Source organism: Streptomyces sp. NPDC030814, from assembly GCF_055572155.1.
Genome location: NZ_JBVIDX010000002.1, coordinates 449,589 through 468,012, shown reverse-complemented (window position 1 = coordinate 468,012; position 18,424 = coordinate 449,589). Strand labels below are relative to the sequence as shown.

The following is an 18,424-nucleotide window of genomic DNA, read 5'->3' as shown; positions in this document are numbered from 1 at the left end:
TCAGTCCTCGGCGACGGTGATGGCCTGCACGGGGCAGGCCAGTTCGGCCTCACGGACCGATGGGTCCTCCGTGCCGTCCGCGCCGTCGGGCAGCACGTAGACGATTCCCATGTCGTCCTGGGCGAACAGGGCGGGGGCGGTCAGCGTGCATTGGCCGCTGCCGATACAGCCGTCTCGATCGATGCTGATGCGCACGTGTGCGGCTCCTCTTAATTCTCTGGAGGGCAGGGGCACGAATTTTGCCGTCTCATCGATATCGGCACCGTGCGGTCGACGCTAGTGCAGTGAGTTTCGATCGGGCAAGCTGGTCCGTGACTCACCCCGGGCCAATCCGGCTTGTCCCGCCAGCGGGACAAGCCGCAGACAATTCATGCCCGCCAGCGCTGATTGAGAGGCTGCATTTCATGAGTTCCGGTGAAAGTGCCGTCAGTATTGACTCCACGCTCGCCGCCGTCGACTCGTGGCTGACCGAATACATTTCGGCCCGCCATCCGGAGATCGGCCGCATCGGCCCCATCTGCCCGTTCGTGGCGCCCTCGCGCAAGAACCGGACGATGGAGATACGAATGCGGTTCGTCGGTCAGTCGCCCACGCTCGAACTCATCGAGGAGATCGCGCGCAGCAGTCTGCGCGAGTACGGGCTCATCTCCTGGCAGGGCCGCAACCCCATGCTGCGGGCGATGGTCGTCGCCCTGCCCGACCTGCGCTCCGAGGACACGAAGCTGCTCGACGAGGCGCAGCTGCGAGTGAAGGACGACTTCGTCGCGCAGGGCCTCATGGTGGGACAGTTCCACGAGAACTGTGAGGTCCCGGCGGCCCGCAACCCCGACTTCGCGGTGAGCAAGGCGCCGGTCCCGGTCCTGGCGATCCGCGCGATCGCCCTGCACGACATCTTCTTCCTGGCCGAGCACCGGCACTGGTTCGAGAAGTACCGGGAGAAGTTCGGGCAGTTCTACACCCCGCAGGCGATGGAGACCGAGGACCGGTTCCGGGTGGAGCACTACCGGCGGGCGGCCCAGGCGTACGGCTACCCGACGTAGCGCGCGGAAACGCCGAGGCGGCGGGCCCGGTTCGGGGCCCGCCGCCTCGCGTGTCCGCGACCGCGCCGAGGCCGGTCGCTGCCCGGTGGAACCGTGCGCGCCGGTCAGGAGGCAGTCCCGGCCTCGACGCGCTCCAGGGCGGTGCGGGCCAGCCGGTGGATCCCGGCCGGGTCGGGCAGGCGCACGTTGACGAACGAGAGGATGTCGCCGCTGACGGCAACCGCCCAGGAGCCCTCGATCCGGTAGCCGTCGCTGGTCGTCACCCACCGGGTGACGAGGCCCTCGCCGGCAGTGTTCTCGAGCGGTTCGACGGCAGCCTTGGTCACGTCGAACTGCATGCCGTCGTTCAGCTGCATGCGGTAGCTGTCGCACTTGTGCAGGGCTTCCGCGAACTTCTGGAGGATCCGCTGGGCAGTGTCACCGCGGAACCGCGCGACGTGGTGGAAGACCACCGAGCCGACGACGTTGGTGTAGAGCCCGGCGGCGTGGTCCACCGCCTCCGGGTGGGAGCCGTGCGTGAGCGTGTTGATCAGATCGATGAGGACCCGGCCGGACTCGTCACCGGAGAGGAAGACGGGGTCGTACGCGACGCTGGGCTCCTCGCCGAAGAACGACTCCTCGAGATCGTCCTCGGTCAGCAGGAACGGCTCCACGGTGTCGCCCATCACGCTTCTCCCATCTGGCGTACGAGGCTGAGCGGGCGCATATCGGTCCAGTTCTCCTCGACGTAGTCCAGGCACGATTGCCGGTCGGTCTCCGCGAGGGCCACGTTCCAGCCCGCCGGCACCTCGGCAAAGGCCGGCCACAGCGAATGCTGGCCTTCTTCATTGACGAGCACGAGAAACGTGCCATCGGGGTCGTCAAAAGGATTGGACATTCTCTGCTCCCTCAGTAGGGCGGCGGACACACGCATTTCTCCCGCGGAATATCGCGGCGACGGAAATGACGTTCGCAGGGCGCCGGTCATTCCCTGATCGGCGCGTTCTCGGAATTCACATTATCCGGCGCCGGGCCGGTGAGGAAGGTCTCTTGTCCCCCACCGGTCCGTCCCGCCGGCGGGACAGCCGGGCCGGTGCCCGGGGGAACCGGGCGTACGGGGTAGATCACCTGGAGCAGGGGACCGGCCATCGCCGTGGTGACGAGGGCCATCACGACCATGATGGAGTACAGCTCGCCGTCGAGCGCTCCCAGTTGCAGTCCGACGGTGAGGATGATGAGTTCCGTCAGGCCCCGCGTGTTGATCAGCACGGCGAGCGCGGTCGCCGGACGGTTCTGCATACCGGTGGCGCGTGCCGCGGCGAAGGCGCCGACGAACTTGCCGCCCACCGCGACGGCCAGGATGAGGCCGAGTTCCAGCAGGTCCGTGCCGTTCATGCCGGACAGGTCCACCTTCAGGCCCGCGACGATGAAGAACATCGGCAGCAGCAGGAAGTCGTTGAGGGAGGAGATGCGCTCACGTACCTGGCCGGTGACGTCCGACGGTTCGCCCCGGGTGGTGCGCCGCGGCATGACCGCGCCGAAGACGAAGGCGCCGAAGATGAAGTGCAGGCCGATCCACTCGGTGAAGGCGGCCGACAGCAGCAGGCCGCTGAGGGTGAGGACCATCGCGGCCGGGTTGCCGGGTCCGGTGAGCCGCCGGTGCTCCAGGAGGCGGCGCAGCCCGGGCCGCACGACGGTGAACATCAGCACGACGTACGGCACGAACAGCAGCAGGAGCCACTGCGAGCCGGTGCCCGCCCCGCTCATCGCCACCACCACCGCCAGCAGGGTCCAGGCCAGGACGTCGTCGATCGCCGCGCAGGCCAGCGCGACCGTGCCCAGCCAGGTGCGCTGCATGCCGCGGTCGGTGAGGATCCGGGCCAGCACCGGGAACGCGGTCACGGACATCGCCGCTCCCATGAACAGCACGAACCCCGTCCGGTCGTCGGTCGGGTGGTTGCCGAACAGGTACAGGGCGAGCAGGGCGCCGAGCAGGAACGGCAGGATGATGGAGCCGACGGCGACGGTGCCCGCCACGAACCGGCGTCCGCGCATCAGACCCGCGTCCAGCTCGGCGCCGACGGCGAACATGAACAGGGCCACGCCGATGTTGGCGAGGGCGGCAAGGAAGGGCCGGATGTCCTCGGGGAACAAAGCGTCGGAGACGGTGCCGTTCAGCAGTGTCGGCCCCAGCAGCACGCCGAGGAGCACCTCGCCGATGACGGGAGGCTGCCGTAACCGCCGGGCCAGGGCGCCGGCGGCGAAGGCCAGGAGCGAGATTGCGGCCAGGGCGAGGAAGAGCATGGTCATCTGATGGGTACTCATAGCCGTACGCTCCCGATGACGCGGTTCGGTGATCTGCGGTCGTCAGTCGTCATGCCGTGTGCGGGCGGTCGGATGCGGCGTCAGGTGATGCGTGCCTTCGCACGCGGCAGCCGGGTGTACCGGGCGCTCTCCACCAGGTGCCTGGTGCGGTCCAGGGCGTCCCACACGTCGGTGAAACGGGTGTACGCGGGGGACGGTCCGATGCGCAGCCGGTCCGGTTCCCGGTAGTCACAGACGACGCCCGCTTCGTCGGCGAGGGCGCGGCAGATCCGCCAGGCGTCGGGGTGCCACAGGGTGACGTGCGAGCCGCGCCGGTCCGGGTCCTCGGGTGATGCCAGACGGAAGCCGAGCGGTGCGAGCCAGCGGGCCGCGAGGTCCACGGCCAGTTCGCCGAGCAGCCGCCCCTTGGCCCGCAGCCGTTCGACGCCCGCCTCCTCGACCAGGGCGAGCGCGGGCACGAGCGCGGCGGTGGAGAGCATCGGCGGCGTGCCCGTCAGGAAACGGTCGACCGTCTCGACGGGGTCGAAGTCGGCCGCCATGGCGAACTGGTCGCGCTGTCCGAACCAACCCTGGATCGGCTGGCGCAGCCGCCGCTGGAGCGAGCGGCGCACGTAGAGGAAGGCGGGCGATCCGGGGCCGCCGTTGAGGTACTTGTAGGTGCAGCCGACGGCGAGGTCCGCCCCGTCCTCGGTGAGCCGGACCGGGACCGCCCCGGCGGCGTGCGACAGGTCCCACAGCACCAGTGCCCCGGCCTCCCGGGCCAGGGCGTTGACCGCGGCCATGTCGGCCAGCGCCCCGCTGCGGTAGGCCACGTACGACAGGACGACCAGCGCCACCTGGTCGTCGAGTGCGGCCCGCAGTCGCTCCGGATCCAGGCCCCGGTCCGGGTCGGAGTGCACGAGGCGCAGGTCGAGGCCGCGCTGGCGGGCCAGGCCCTGGGCGACGTACCGGTTGGTGGGAAAGTCGTCGGCGTCCACCACGAGGACGCGCCGGCCGGGGGCGTGGTCGAGCGCGGCCCAGGCCAGCTTGTACAGGTTGACGGTGGTCGAGTCGGAGAGCACCACCTCGCCCGGGCGGGCGCCGAGGACGTGCTCGGCGAGCCGGTCGCCGATCCGCCGGTTCCAGTCGATCCAGTCGTGCCAGGAGCGGATCAGGCCGCGGCCCCAGCCGTCCCGGATCACGTCGGCGACGAAGTCCGGGGTGTCGGCGGGCAGCCTCCCCAGCGAGTTGCCGTCCAGGTAGAGCAGGTCGGGCTCGGCGTGCACGAACCGGTCGTGCAGGAAGCCGAGCGGGTCCGCCTGGTCGTACCGTTCCGCTTCCTCGCGGGTGCCATCGAAGCGGCTGACCGGCGAGGGGAGGATGTCGGTCGTCATGCGGTCACCTCTGCGAAGGGGTCGTCGCGGTCGTCCCGGCCGTCGGGGAGCCGCATCTGTGCCAGGACCGCGCGGCCGAGCGGCGTCGCTCGGGCCGCGAGGTCGTACGGCAGGTCGAAGTGGTTGCGATGCGCTTCCACGACGTTCGCCGCGAGCGCGCCGCGGCGGCGCAGCGCCTCGGCCATCAGGTCGTGCTGGCGCACGTACTCCTCGGTCTCGACGCCGCCACGGGCCAGGACGACCGGGGGCAACTCGTCCGGCAGCAGATCGGGTGGGCTGTTGCGGCGGACCGCGTCGGCGTCCAGCCGCAGCGCCTCGTTGACGTAGGAGCGGCTGACCGGTTCGAGGTCGTAGATCCCGCTGAGCAGGGTGGCACCGGCGAGCAGCCCGACCGCCGCGGGTTCGCCCGGTCCGGCCGGGACGAGGGCCATCGCGGCGAGGTGGGCGCCGGCCGAGGTGCCGCTGAGGTGTATGCGGCGCGGGTCGACGCCGAGGTCGTCGGCGTTCTCGTGGATCCAGCGGACACACCGGCGCACGGCGGCCACGATCTCGTCCAGCGGCGTGGCCGGGGCGAGCCCGTAGCCGACGGCCGCGAACGCGGCGCCGGCGCGGCGGAAGGCGAGCGCCGCGAACGCCGAGCTGCGCTCGGTGAGTTCCTGCCAGTTGCCGCCGTGCACGAAGATCTGGACCGGAGCGGGTGCCGGACGCGCGGGCCAGAAGTCGAGCTTCTCGGCGGATCCCGGGCCGTAGCGCAGTCCGGTGCGGACGCCGGAGGCGCGGCGGGCCCGCGCGCTGAGGGCGGCGTACTCGTCGAGGTAGTGCCGCAGGCTCGGCACCAGGTGGCTCGGCGAGTACGCGCGGTCCAGCCGGGCCCCGGTCAGGGGTGCGGGCGCGATCATGAGACGCCCGTTCCGCGCAGGGCCGCGGAGAGGAGGGCGCCGACCTGGGTGAGCGAGCCGGGGCGCGACAGCAGGGTGCCGTGGTCGCCGGGGACGACGTGGGTGCGGACCTCTCCGGTGAGGTACGGGCGCCAGGCGGCGGCGGTGGCCTCGGGCTTCTGCTGGTCGGTGGCGGCGAGGAGCAGGATGTCCCCGTCGAACACCGCGGGCCGGTAGTCGATCATCAGGTGGTTGTTGTTGGCAGAGATCGCCGTGATCGCGCGCAGCCGTTCCTCGTCCAGGGCTCCCAGGGCGCTGCCGCGCTCTCGCAGCAGTTTCATGACCTCGTCGAAGACGAACACCTCCGCGTCGAACAGATCGGGGTCGAGACCGACGAGCCGCATCAGGTACTCCAGGTGGGGGCGCATGTTCCGGTCGTCCAGCGGTGGCACGTCGTCGTGGGTCAGGCCCAGCCAGCCGGGGTGGACGTCGACGACGGTCAGCGACTGCACCGTCCGCCCGCGCTCTTGCAGCTCGGTGGCGAGGGCGTGCGCGGCGAGTCCGCCGAACGACCAGCCCAGGACGCGGTACGGCCCCTCGGGGAAGGTGGCCTCCAGGTGGTCCGCGTAGTCGGCGGCCATCTCCGCCATGTCGGCCGGGAGTTCGTCCTCCGGCCGGGCCAGGCCCCGGGCCTGCACCGCGTAGACGGGGACATCCGGATCGAGATGGCGGATCAGGCCCATGTACGACCAGCCGATGCCGCCACCGGGGTGCACGCAGAACAGCGGCGGTTCGTTGCCGGTGGCGCGCAGCGGCAGGATGACGTCGTATCCGCTGTCGGCGTCGTCCATGTCCATCCGGGCGGCGATCCCGGCCGGGGTCGGCGACTCGAACAGGGTGCGCAGGCCGACGTCCACGCCGAACGCCGACTTGATCCGGGCGATGAGCCGGGTGGCGAGCAGGGAGTGCCCGCCGAGGTCGAAGAAGTTGTCGTCGAGCCCGACGGAGGGGACGCCGAGGAGTTCGGCGAAGAGTTCGCACACCACCTGCTCGTGCGGGGTGCGCGGGGCGCGGGCCGCGGCGCCGATGCGCGGGTCGTGCCGGGGCAGGGCGGCCCGGTCGAGCTTCCCGTTCGGGGTCAGCGGCAGCGCCTCCAGGGGGACGAACATCGACGGGACCATGAAGGCGGGCAGCCGCTCCTGCGCGAACTCGCGCAGCGACGTCACCAGGGCGGCGTCGCCGCGGGCCGCGGTCGGGTCGTTGGTGAAGCGCGCCGCCGGCTCCGGTGCACCGGGCGCGGGCGGTGCGGAACCGAGCACGGCCGGCAGCGGATCCGGGGCGTCGGACAGGGCTGCGGCGTCGGCGAACACCACGTCGACCCGGTCGCGGGCGGTGTCCGACCAGGTGACGGCGACCCGGTACGACAGCCGCTCCCCCAGCTCGTACCAGTCGTCGACGTCGGCGTCGGCGTCGGCGTCGGCGTCGGGGGCGGGTGACAGCTCGCCGGTGCGCAGGGCGCCCGCGAGGGCCACGTCGGCGGCGACGCGGGGGTTGGGCACGTCCTTGACGACCAGGGCCGCGGGCCGGGTGGACGCGAGCAGCTCCGCCACCGCGGACCGCCCGGTCACAGCCGTCCACTCCGCGGTCTGCGGGGCGAGGTCCGGGCCGGGGCGGCCGTCCCGCTTGCGCAGGACCACGTCGTAGCGGAAGCGGGTGAGTTCGGTGTCGTGCCGACCGCGCTTGAGGCGTACGGACACCGCTCCCAGGTCCGGGAGCCGGTCCCGCAGGGCCGTGAAGTAGTCCGGGTCGACGAGGAGTTCGTTCTCCAGCCGGGTGGTCTGGGTGACGGCGTCGCGCAGCGCGGACAGGTCATGGGTGCCCGTCCGGGCGGCCTGGACCCCGGCGGCGAAGACGTCGAGCAGCCTCAGGTTGCGCACGTCACCGACGAAGACGGAGCCGCCGGGGGCGAGCAGCCGCAGGGCCGTGGCGAGGACGTCGGTCAGGTAGTCGGCGTTCGGGAAGTACTGCACCACCGAGTTGACGACGACCGTGTCGAAGTGCCCCTCGGGCAGGCCGGCGAGTTCGTGCGCGGCCTGGGTCCGCAGGTGGACGCGGCCGGCCAGGGCGGGGTCGGCCGCCACCCGCCGCCGCAGCGTCTCCACGACCGTCGGCGAGAAGTCGGTGGCCACGTACTCCTGGGCGTCGGGGGCCAGGCGGGCGAGCAGCAGGCCGGTGCCGACACCGATCTCCAGGACCCGGCCGGGGTTCAGCTCGCGGATGCGTTCGACGGTGCGCTCGCGCCACTCGCGCATGGCGTGGCCGGCGATGGGCTGTCCGTCGTAGCTGCTGACCCAGCCGGTGAAGTCCTCGCCGAGGGCCACGTCCCGCTCGTCCCGCTCGGATCCGTACAGGGAGTCGTGGACCTGAAGCCACTCGCCGACCTGTTCGGTCTCCGCCTGCCGGTCCCGTTCGGCAGTGCCGGGTACGACGTAGGCGACCAGCTGCGCCTCTTCGGCGAGGTCGCGGCGCAGCACCGCCGCGGCCTGCGTGACGCCGGGGTGGTCGAGCAGGACGGCCTCGACCTCGCCGGGCTCGATGCGGAAGCCGCGGAGCTTGACCTGCTGGTCGACGCGGCCGGCGTACTCCAGGACGTGGTCGGGGGTCCAGCGGGCGAGGTCGCCGGTGCGGTACATGCGCAGCCCGGGCGCCCCGAAGGGGCAGGCGACGAACCGTTCGGCGGTCAGCGCGGGGCGCTCCAGGTAGCCGCGGGCGACGCCGGTCCCGGCCAGGTACAGCTCACCGACCACGCCCGGCGGGACGGGCCGCAGCGCGGCGTCGAGCACATAAGTGCCCATGTTCGCCATCGGCCGTCCGATCGGCACCGACGTGCCGAGTGCGGCGGCGTCGGCGGTGGGCACGGGGTGGTAGCTGGCGAAGGTGGTCGCCTCGGTGGGGCCGTAGCCGTCGACCACCAGCAGCCGCGGATGGGCCTCCAGCAGGCGCCGTACTGAGGCGACGGACACCGGTTCGCCGCCGGCCCACACCTGCTCGACGCCGGCGAAGCAGCCCGGCTCCAGGTCGGCCATCAGGTTGAACAGGGAGCTGGTCAGCCACAGCGAGGTGATCCGCCGCCGCGTGATGACGTCGGCGAGGGTGTGGGCGTCGAGTTCGCCGGGCGGCGCCAGCTCGATGCGGCCACCGGTGAGCAGCGGCACCCACAGTTCGTACGTCGACAGGTCGAAGGCGAGCGGTGAGTGCAGCAGCACCCGGCGCTGGGCGCCACCGTGCCAGCAGGGGTCGGCGACGAAGTCGGCGATGTTGCGGTGGGTGACGACCACGCCCTTCGGGCGGCCCGTCGATCCGGAGGTGTACATGATGTACGCCGCATCGTCGCCGTCCGTCTCCACCACGGGCGGTGCGGGCGGCGTGCGGTGGTCCGGCCGCGCGTCGAGCACGAGCAGCGGGGTCCCGAAGTCGTCCAGGCCCGCCGCGGAGGCAGGGTCCGTCAGGAGCAGCACGCTGCCGGTCTCCGCCAGGACGAGACGCTGGCGGGAGGCGGGGTAGCGGGAGTCGAGCGGGACGTAGGCCGCCCCCGCGCGCAGCACCGCGAGGATGGCGGCGACCAGGGCGGGCGAGCGCTGCATGAGCAGAGCGACCGCGCTGCCCCGGGTGACACCCCGTTCGGCCAGGACCGCGGCCAGTCGCGCGGACCAGACGTCGAGTTCGGCGTAGGTGAGGGCGGTGTCGTCGTCGGCCACCGCGACGGCGTCCGGGGTGGCCGCGGCCTGGACGGCGAAGAGTTCGGGGAGTCCGGCCGAGCGGGTGGGCAGGGCGGGTCCGGACGCGGCGGCGAGCATCTCGTGCCGTTCGTGCGCGGCCAGCAGGTCCAGCCCGCTGACCCGCCTGCTCGGCCCGGCCACCGCCGACTCCAGCAGCCGCACCCAGCGGGCGAAGAGGTCGCGTACGGTCGCGGCGTCGTAGAGGTCGTCGGCGAATTCGACGACTCCGGCGATCCCGTCGGCCGCGCCCTGCGCGCCGCGTTGCTCGGCGAGGCTGAAGAACAGGTCGAACTTGGCGGTGCCGGTGCGTCCGTGGGCGATCTCCACGTTCAGGCCGGGGAGCTGGAAGGCGCCCTCGGAGGCGTTCTGGAGGGCGAACATCACGCCGAAGAACGGGTGCCGGCCCAGTGAGCGCGGCGGGTTCAGCTTCTCCACCAGGTACTCGAACGGCACGTCCTGGTGCGCGTAGGCGGCCAGCGCGGTCTCCCGGACCCGGGCCACCAGCTCCTCGAAGGTGGGGTCGTCGGACAGGTCGGTGCGCAGCACCAGCGTGTTGACGAAGAAGCCGATCAGCTCGTCCAGGGTCTGGTCGGTGCGTCCGGCGATCGGACTGCCGGTGACGATGTCGGTGCCCGCGCCGAGCCGGTGCAGCAGGGCGGACAGGCCCGCCTGGAGCACCATGAACAGGGTCGCGCCGGTCTGCCGGGCGAGGTCGGCCAGCCGCTCGTGGAGCGCGGCCGGGATCCGTACGGTGACGTAGTCACCCCGGTAGGAGGCCACCGGAGGCCGGGGGCGGTCCGTGGGCAGCTCCAGTGCCGCCGGGGCACCGGCCAGCTGGCGTGTCCAGTAGGCGAGCTGGCGGGCGAGCAGGCTGTCGGCGTCGTCGTGGTCGCCGAGCAGCTCGTTCTGCCACAGCGTGTAGTCGGCGTACTGGACCGGCAGTTCGTCCCAGTCGGGCGCCGCACCGGCGGTACGGGCGGCGTAGGCGCGGGCCAGGTCTCCGGCGAGCGGGCCGAGAGACCAGCCGTCCCCGGCGATGTGATGCACCACCAGGAGCAGGACGTGCTCGTCGGGTGCTAGCCGGAACAGGCCGGCGCGCACCGGGGGCTCCGTCGCGAGGTCGAACGGGTAGCGCGCGGCCCCCTCCAGCGCGGTCGGCAGTTCCCGCTCGGTGACCGCCCGCTCGTGCAGGACCAGCTTCGCCGACTCGGGGGCGAGGATCATCTGACGGGGCACTCCCCCGTCGTCAGGGAAGACCGTGCGCAGACTCTCGTGGCGGGCGACGACGTCGGTCAGCGCGGCCTGAAGAGCCTGGCGGTCCAGCGTGCCGGTCAGCCTGAGACCGAGGGGGATGTTGTACATCCCGCCCAGGCCTTCCATCTGGTGGAGGAACCACAGGCGGCGCTGGGCGTACGACAGCGGCAGCACCTCCGGGCGTGGCCGGCGTTCGAGGGCCGGGCGGGCCGCGCCGCCCTCGTCGAGCCGGGCGGCCACCCCGGCCGGGGTGGAGGCCTCGAACAGCACCCGCAGCGGCAGTTCGACGCCGAACATGGCGCGCAGCCGGGCGATGAGCTGCGTGGCGAGCAGCGAGTGGCCGCCGAGGTCGAAGAAGCCGTCGTGCACCCCGACCCGCGCGAGACCGAGCACCTGGGCGAACAGGTCGCACACGATGTGCTCCTGCGGGGTGCGCGCCTCGCGCGAGGAACCGCTGACGACGATGTCCGGCGCGGGCAGCGCCGTGCGGTCCAGCTTGCGGTTGGGGGTCAGCGGCAGGGCGTTCAGCGGGACGAACGCCGACGGCACCATGTAGTCGGGGAGCCGTTCGCGCAGGTGCTCGCGCAGCCGGGCGATGAGGGCGCCGGTGTCGCGTGCGGTCAGCGGGCTGTTGGTGAACGACGACAGGCCGGCCCGGGAGGACGGGGAGACGGCCGGCCGGTACAGACCGGCCGGCGGCCCGGCGGCCGGGTGCGCGGCCGGGACGGCCGCGGGATCGGCGAAGACGGCCTCGAGGGCGTTCGGGTCGGACGCCGACCAGGTGACCCACACCCGGTAGCCGTGGGCGGCCGCCAGGTCGTACAGGTCCTCCGGTTCGACGCCGTCGCCGGCCGGTGCCGCGTGCGGCCGGGTGCCGTCCCGCACCGCCTGCGCGAGGGCCGCCTCGGCGGCGATACGTCCGTTCGGGATGCCGGTGACGCGCACGGCCGCGGGGTGTTCGCCGGTGAGCAGCGCGGCCAGCCCGGCCGTACCGTCGTCGGGCCAGGGCCGCTGTGCGGTCTCCGTGATCCGGTGGGCCGGGGCGCCCTGCTTGCGCAGGACGACGTCGTACCGGTAGCGCGTCATCTCGTTGTGCGCCCGGCCCCGCTTGACCTGGACGGTGTGCGCGGTCAGTGCGGGCATCCGGTGCTGGAGCACGGTGAAGAAGCCGGGGTCGACCAGGAGTTCCTTCTCCAGGATCACACCGTGCTCGACGGCCCGGCGCAGTTCGTCGGGGTTGTCGCCGGTGCGCCCGCGGGCGGCCTGCACACCGGTGACGAAGGTACGTTGCAGGCGCAGGTCGCGTACGTCGCCGAGGAAGACGGCGCCGCCCGGTGCGAGCAGCCGCAGCGCCCCCCCGATCACCCGCTCGAGGTAGTCGGCGTGCGGGAAGTACTGGATCACCGAGTTGAGGACGACGACGTCGAAGTGCTCCTCGGGGAGGTGCTCGATGTCGTGCGCCGGGCGCACCAGCAGGCGGACCCGCTCGGCGAGTTCCGGGTCGGCGGCCACATGGCCGCGCAGGGTCTCGATCACCGACGGGGAGATGTCCGTGCCCCAGTACGTCTCGCAGTCGGCGGCGAGCCGGGACAGCAGCAGGCCGGTGCCGACGCCGATCTCCAGTACGCGCCGGGGCCGCAGTTCGCGGATGCGTTCCACCGTGCGGTCGCGCCACTCGCGCATCTCGTCGAGCGGCAGGGGGCGGCCGTCGTAACTGCTGTTCCAGCTGGCGAAGTCCTCGCCGAAGGGCACCGGGGTGGAGGCGGCGTAGACCGTGTCGTAGAGGTCCCGCCAGGCGTCGAGCTGGTCGTGCTCCCGGTCACGGCCGGTGTCCGGCGAGACGCCGCCGGCGTCCGGCACGACGTAGGCCACCAGGCGCCGGTCACCCGGCCGGTCCTCGCGGACGACGGCCGCCGCCTGGGCGACCTCCGGGTGCGCGGCGAGCACCGACTCGACCTCGCCCAGTTCGATGCGGAAGCCGCGGAGCTTGACCTGGTGGTCGACCCGGCCCGCGAACTCCAGGTGACCGTCGGCGGTCCAGCGGACCAGGTCGCCGGTGCGGTACATGCGGGTTCCGGCGGGGCCGTGGGGGTCCGCGGTGAAGCGTCCGGCGGTCAGGGACGGCCTGCCGAGATAGCCGCGGGCCAGTCCATCGCCGGTGAGGTACAGCTCGCCGAGCGTGCCGGGGGGCACCGGGCGCAGTGACGCGTCCAGCACATAGACGCGGGTGTTGCGGATCGGGCGGCCGATGACGGTGTCGGTGCGGCCGGACAGGGCGGCGGCGGTGGACCAGATCGTCGTCTCGGTCGGGCCGTAGACGTTGAGCACCTCGCGGCCGGTCTCGCGCAGGCGGGCGGCGAGGGGCGCCGGCAGCGCCTCGCCGCCGACGAGCATGCGCAGTCCGCGCAGCGCGTCGAGGTCGTGCGCGGCGACCATCTGCCACCAGGACGGGGTCGCCTGGACGACGGTCACCCCGGTACGCCGGATCAGTTCGACGAGGGCGGCGGGCCGGGCGGCCGTCTCCTCGGCCGCGAGCACCACCCGTGCCCCGCCGGTCAGCGGCAGGAAGATCTCCAGAGCGGCGATGTCGAAGGCGATCGTCGTCACCGCGAGCAGCGCGTCCTCGGGGCCCGTCGGCACGAGGTCGCGCATGCCGAGCAGCAGGTTGGTCAGCGCGCCGTGCTCCACGACGACGCCCTTGGGGCGGCCGGTGGACCCGGAGGTGAAGATGACGTACGCCGCGTCCCGGGGTCCGGGCCGTACGTCTGGGGCCTCGTCGGGTCCCTCGGCGACGGCGGCCCGCACCCGCGGGTCGTCGAGGGCCAGCGATGTCCCGCCCTCGTCGGGCAGATCCGCCAGGGTCGCCTTGGTACCCACGACCAGCGCGGGGCGCGCCTCCCGCAGGATCAGCCCGATCCGCGCGGCCGGGTGGGCCGGGTCGAGGGGGACGTGGGCGGCGCCGGTCCTGGCGATCGCCAGCAGCGCGACGACCAGGTCGGCCGAGCGCGGCAGCGCGACGGCGACCAGCCGGCCCGGCCCGGCGCCGTGCCGGGCGAGCACCCGGGCCAGCCGGCTCGACCGCTCGTGCAGCGCGCCGTAGGTCAGTTCCGCGTCATCGGCGATGACCGCCACGGCGTGCGGCGTCCTTTCGGCCTGCCGGTCGAACAGCTCGGTGTACGGCGGTTGTTCGCCCTCGGCTCGGGTCGCGTTGCGGTCGTGGAGCAGCGTGCGTCGCTCGGTCGCATCGAGCAGGTCGATCTGGCCGAGCCGCTGCGAGGGGTCGGCGGTGACCTGGGTGAGGAGTCGGGTCCACCGGCGGAACAGGCCGCGCACGGTGTCCGGGTCGTACAGGTCGGTGGCGTACTCGACGGCCCCCTCGATGCCGGACGGCGCGCCGGTGGCGTCCCGGTGCTCGGCCATGCTGAAGAACAGGTCGAACTTGGCGGTGCCGGTCCGGCCGGACGACACCTCGACCTCCAGACCGGGCAGCCGGAAGCGGGCCTCGGGCGCGTTCTGGAGGGCGAACATCACCTGGAACAGGGGGTGGCGGCCCAGGGAGCGGGGCGGGTTCAGCACCTCCACCAAATATTCGAACGGCACGTCCTGGTGGGCGTAGGCGTCCAGGGCGGTGTCGCGGACCCGGCGGACCAGTTCCTCGAAGGTCGGCTCGCCGGAGGTGTCGGTGCGCAGCACCAGGGTGTTGACGAAGAAGCCCGCCAGGTCGTCGAGCGCCTGGTCGGCACGGCCGGCGATCGGGCTGCCGATCGGGATGTCGTGGCCCGCGCCGAGCCGGGAGAGCAGGGCCGCCAGGCCCGCCTGGAGCACCATGAAGAGGGTGGCGCCGCAGCGCCGGGCCAGGGCGTCCAGCGCGCGGTGCAGGTCGGCGTCCCACTCCACCGTCAGGTAGTCGCCCCGGTAGGAGGCCACGTCGGGGCGCGGCCGGTCGGTGGGCAGCGCCAGCTCGTCGGGCAGCCCGGACAGCCGGCCGGTCCAGTGGGAGACCTGCTGGGCGAGGAGGCTGCCGGGGTCGTGCTGCTCGCCGAGGATCTCGTTCTGCCACAGCGTGTAGTCGGCGTACTGGACCGGCAGTTCGTCCCAGTCGGGCGCCGCACCGGCGGTACGGGCGGCGTAGGCGCGGGCCAGGTCGGTGGCGACCGGGGCGAGCGACCAGCCGTCCCCGGCGATGTGGTGGACCACCAGCTGGAGCACGTGGTCGCGCGGTCCGGTGCGGAACAGGTGGGCCCGCAGCGGCGGTTCGATCATCAGGTCGATGGCGCAACGGGCGCCGCGGCGCAGCGCCTCGGGCAGTTCGTCGTCGCCGACGGCCGTCGTGACCAGCCGGGGTGCCCCCTCGTGCGGCGGCAGGATCCGCTGGCAGGGGACGCCACCCGCCTCCGGGAACACGGTCCGCAGGCTCTCGTGCCGGGTCACCAGGTCGCCGAGCGCCTGCTCCAGGGCCGCCTGGTCGAGGTCCCCGGTCAGCCGCAGCTGCATCGGGATGTTGTAGGTGGGGCTGGGTCCCTCCATCTTGTGCAGGAACCACAGTCGGCGCTGAGCGTAGGACAGCGGCAGCGCCTCGGGGCGCGGGCGGCGCGCCAGGGCGGGCCGGGCCGGGCCCGCCGTGCCGAGCAGGGCGGCGACCGCCTCGGGGGTGGACGACTCGAACAGGTCGCGCAGGCCCAGTTCGACACCGAAGGTGTGGCGCAGGCGGGCGGCCAGCCGGGTGGCGGTCAGCGAGTGCCCGCCGAGGTCGAAGAAGCTCTCGGTCACGCCGACCCGGGGCAGTGCAAGAACCTGGGCGAACAGCTCGCAGACGATCTGCTCCTGCGGTGTGCGCCCGGCCCGCGCCAGGGCGGCGGTCCGTTCGGGGGCGGGCAGGGCGGCGCGGTCGAGCTTGCCGTTCGGGGTCAGCGGCAGCGCGTCCAGCAGCACGAACGCCGACGGCACCATGAACTCCGGGAGCTGGTCCTGGGCGAGGCGGCGCAGCTCCTCCACCGGCACAGTGGCTCCGGGGGCCGGTACGACATAGCCGACGAGGCGCCGGTGGCCGCCGTCCGTGCGGGGTACGACGGCCACGCCGCCGACGCCAGGATGGTGGGCGAGGACCGTCTCGATCTCACCCGGTTCGACTCGGAATCCGCGGATCTTGACCTGGTGGTCCGCGCGGCCCAGGTACTCCAGCTCGCCCTGCCCCGTCCACCGGGCGAGGTCACCCGTGCGGTACATGCGCGCGCCGGGCTCGCCGAACGGGTCGGCGACGAACCGCCCGGCCGTCATGCCCGGCCGGCGCAGGTATCCGCGGGCCGGGGCCGCGCCGCCGAGGTACAGCTCGCCCGGTACGCCGGGCGGGGCCGGCCGCAGGTCGGCGGTGAGGACGTAGCACCGTGTGTGCGCGACCGGGCGGCCGAGCAGGGGTGCCGTCGGCCAGTCGGCGGGCTCGGCGGGCAGCGTCGTACCGGTGACGACGTGGGTCTCGGTGGGCCCGTAGTGGTTGTGCAGGCGGCGGCCGGGGACGCGGGCGAAGAACGCGCGCAGCGCGTCCGACGGGGTCAGCGCCTCACCGGCCTGGGCCACGTGGCGCAGCCACGGCAGGTCCAGGCGCTGCTCCAGGGCGGCTTGGGCGACCGCGTCGAGGACGAGGTTCGGCGCGTACAGCTCGGTGATCTCCATGGCGTCGAGCCAGGCGGCCAGGCGCGCGGCGTCCCGCCGCGTCTCGTCGTCCGGCACCACCAGCGTCTTCCCGGCGAGCAGCGCCGACAGGATCTCCTGGGCGGACACGTCGAAGCCGATCGCGGTGAACTGCGCGACCCGGGTGCCCACTCCTCCCCCGATACGGCGTTGATGCCAGCGCATCAGGTTCATCAGGGGCGTCCCGGGCATGACGACGGCCTTCGGCGTGCCCGTGGAGCCCGAGGTGTACATGACGTAGACCGGGTGGTCCGCGGTCAGCGGGGCGGTGCGATCGGCGGTGGACAGGTCGCCGGGCGCCCGGGCGGCGACGCGTGCGCGGGTGTCCGGGGCGTCGAGGAAAAGCTGTCGCAGGCCCGTGGGCAGGTCGCCGGCGAGGCGCGTGTGGGTGAGCACCAGGTGTGGAACGGCGTCACTCAGGAGGAACTCCCTGCGCGCGGCCGGGAGTTCGGGGTCGACCGGCAGGTAGGCGGCGCCCGCCTTGAGCACGGCCAGCACCGCGGTCACCAGCTCCGGCGAGCGGGGCAGGACGAGCGCGACGACGGTCTCCGGGCCGACGCCGTGGGCGACGAGTTCGCGGGCCATACGGTTGGCCGAGGCGTTCAGCCCCGCGTAGCTGAGCTGTTGCCCGTCGCCGGTCACCGCGACGGCGTCCGGGTGGGCGGCGGCCTGCCGTTCGAACAGCTCGGGGAGGTGGCTCGCGAGGCCCTCCGGCTCGCCGGTGCCGTCCGGTGCGCCCTCCTCCGCCTCACCCGGCGCGTTCCACCGGTCGAGGACGCGCCGCCGCTCGGAGCCGAGCAGCCCGTCGACAGCGCGGACCGGGCGCTCGGGGTGGTCGGCGAGGGTACGCAGCACCTGGTGCAGCCGGTCCATCAGGGTCTGCGCGGCCGCCCGGTCGACCGCGTCGGCGCGGTGGTCGAGGCGCAGGTACAGCCGTTCGCCCGGGGCGGCGAGCAGGGTGAGCGGGTAGTGGGTGGCGTCGCGGCTCGCGCCGAGGACCAGCCGGAACCGGACGTCCCCTGCGTCGATGGCCCGGTCGGCGAAGGGGTAGTTCTCGAACACCACGGCGGTGTCGAAGAGGTCGGCGACCGGTGCCTCGCGCTGGATGCCGGTCAGTCCGAGGTGGTGGTGGTCGGCGAGCGCGGACTGCTCGGCCTGCAACCGGGTCAGCAGGTCGCGCAGCGACTCGGCGGGCGCCCACCGCACCCGTACGGGGAGCATCGCGATGAACAGACCGACCATCGACTCGACCCCGGGCAGATGCGGGGGCCGGCCGGAGGCGATCGCGCCGAAGACGACGTCCTGACGGCCGGTCGCCCGGGCCAGCACCAGGCCCCAGGCGGCCTGCACGACGGTGTTGAGGGTGACGCCGAGGCCGCGGGCGGTGTCCTCCAGGGCCGCGGTGAGCCGGGCGTCCGCGGGCTGGACGATGCGGTCCGGGAGCAGCGGGGAGCGGGGGTCGGCCGCGGAGATCCGGGTCGCCGTGTCGATCCCGCCGAGCGCCGCCCGCCACGCCCGCTCGGCGGCACGCCGGTCCTGGCGTCCCAGCCAGTCGAGGTACTCCTTGTACGGCGTGACGGGCGGCAGGGTGCGCGGGTCGCCGCCGTCGCCGTACAGCGTGAACAGCTCGCGCAGCAGAACCGGGGTGGACCAGCCGTCGAGGACGATGTGGTGGCTGGTCACGACGAGGCGGTGGCGCGCGGGGCCGTATCGCAGCAGGCGGAAGCGGATCAGCGGCGGCTTCGACAGGTCGAACCGCTCGGCGAAGTCCGCCGCCGCCAGACGCTCGCCCTCCGCCTCCGCCCGCGCGGCCGGCAGGCCGCCGAGGTCGGACTCGGTCCACGGCAGCGGCACGGTACGCGCCACGACCTGGAGCGAGCGGCCCGAGCGGGCCCGGCGGAAGCCGGTGCGCAGGACGGCGTGCCGGTCGACCAGGGCCCCGGCGCAACCGCGCAGCAGCGAGGCGTCGAGAGGGCCCTCGACCTCGATCGCGTGCTGCACGGCGTACACGTCCGGTCCGGACCGGTCGTACTCGGTCTGGAACAGCAGCCCTTCCTGCATCGGGCTGAGCGGCAGAATGTCTTCCAGGCGGGACGGCTTCACCATGG

8 protein-coding genes are annotated in these 18,424 nt (G+C 73.2%); 1 reads left to right on the top strand and 7 read right to left on the bottom strand.

What is annotated here, in order from left to right; translation table 11 throughout:
• Positions 1-195 carry a ferredoxin gene (locus ACZ43N_RS05395; protein WP_358283414.1) on the bottom strand — a complete coding sequence of 65 codons (195 nt, stop codon included), beginning with the start codon at positions 193-195 and terminating at the stop codon, positions 1-3.
• Positions 196-404: 209 nt separating this feature from the next.
• Here ACZ43N_RS05395 and ACZ43N_RS05390 point away from each other — a divergent pair, with 209 nt between their 5' ends.
• Positions 405-1,040 carry a DUF6875 domain-containing protein gene (locus ACZ43N_RS05390; protein WP_468095136.1) on the top strand — a complete coding sequence of 212 codons (636 nt, stop codon included), beginning with the start codon at positions 405-407 and terminating at the stop codon, positions 1,038-1,040.
• 104 nt (positions 1,041-1,144) lie between these two features.
• Here the strand turns inward: ACZ43N_RS05390 and ACZ43N_RS05385 are convergent, their stop codons facing one another.
• From ACZ43N_RS05385 to ACZ43N_RS05360, 6 genes are all read right to left on the bottom strand, one after another.
• Positions 1,145-1,705, bottom strand: coding sequence for a hypothetical protein (locus tag ACZ43N_RS05385; protein WP_468095134.1), 561 nt, complete (start codon positions 1,703-1,705; stop codon positions 1,145-1,147).
• Positions 1,705-1,917, bottom strand: coding sequence for an MbtH family protein (locus ACZ43N_RS05380; protein WP_468095133.1), 213 nt, complete (start codon positions 1,915-1,917; stop codon positions 1,705-1,707). The genes ACZ43N_RS05385 and ACZ43N_RS05380 overlap by 1 nt, the downstream gene beginning before the upstream one ends.
• A gap of 86 nt (positions 1,918-2,003) precedes the next feature.
• On the bottom strand, positions 2,004-3,344 hold the full coding sequence (locus ACZ43N_RS05375) for a cation:proton antiporter domain-containing protein (protein ID WP_468095131.1): 1,341 nt from the start codon (positions 3,342-3,344) through the stop codon (positions 2,004-2,006).
• A gap of 80 nt (positions 3,345-3,424) precedes the next feature.
• Positions 3,425-4,717: a kynureninase gene (gene kynU / locus ACZ43N_RS05370; protein WP_468095129.1), complete on the bottom strand. Its 1,293-nt coding sequence runs from the start codon at positions 4,715-4,717 to the stop codon at positions 3,425-3,427.
• Positions 4,714-5,616 carry an alpha/beta hydrolase gene (locus ACZ43N_RS05365; RefSeq protein ID WP_468095128.1) on the bottom strand — a complete coding sequence of 301 codons (903 nt, stop codon included), beginning with the start codon at positions 5,614-5,616 and terminating at the stop codon, positions 4,714-4,716. The genes kynU and ACZ43N_RS05365 overlap by 4 nt, the downstream gene beginning before the upstream one ends.
• Complete coding sequence (locus ACZ43N_RS05360) at positions 5,613-18,422, bottom strand: amino acid adenylation domain-containing protein (protein WP_468095127.1); 12,810 nt, start codon at positions 18,420-18,422, stop codon at positions 5,613-5,615. The genes ACZ43N_RS05365 and ACZ43N_RS05360 overlap by 4 nt, the downstream gene beginning before the upstream one ends.
• Positions 18,423-18,424 lie beyond the last annotated feature (2 nt).

What these genes read in the sequence shown, in the direction of transcription:
- ACZ43N_RS05365 (WP_468095128.1), bottom strand. Translation starts at nt 5,616, where the DNA reads ATGATCGCGCCCGCACCCCTGACCGGGGCCCGGCTGGACCGCGCGTAC.
- kynU (WP_468095129.1), bottom strand. Translation starts at nt 4,717, where the DNA reads ATGACGACCGACATCCTCCCCTCGCCGGTCAGCCGCTTCGATGGCACC.
- ACZ43N_RS05375 (WP_468095131.1), bottom strand. Translation starts at nt 3,344, where the DNA reads ATGAGTACCCATCAGATGACCATGCTCTTCCTCGCCCTGGCCGCAATC.
- ACZ43N_RS05385 (WP_468095134.1), bottom strand. Translation starts at nt 1,705, where the DNA reads ATGGGCGACACCGTGGAGCCGTTCCTGCTGACCGAGGACGATCTCGAG.
- ACZ43N_RS05390 (WP_468095136.1), top strand. Translation starts at nt 405, where the DNA reads ATGAGTTCCGGTGAAAGTGCCGTCAGTATTGACTCCACGCTCGCCGCC.
- ACZ43N_RS05360 (WP_468095127.1), bottom strand. Translation starts at nt 18,422, where the DNA reads ATGGTGAAGCCGTCCCGCCTGGAAGACATTCTGCCGCTCAGCCCGATG.
- ACZ43N_RS05380 (WP_468095133.1), bottom strand. Translation starts at nt 1,917, where the DNA reads ATGTCCAATCCTTTTGACGACCCCGATGGCACGTTTCTCGTGCTCGTC.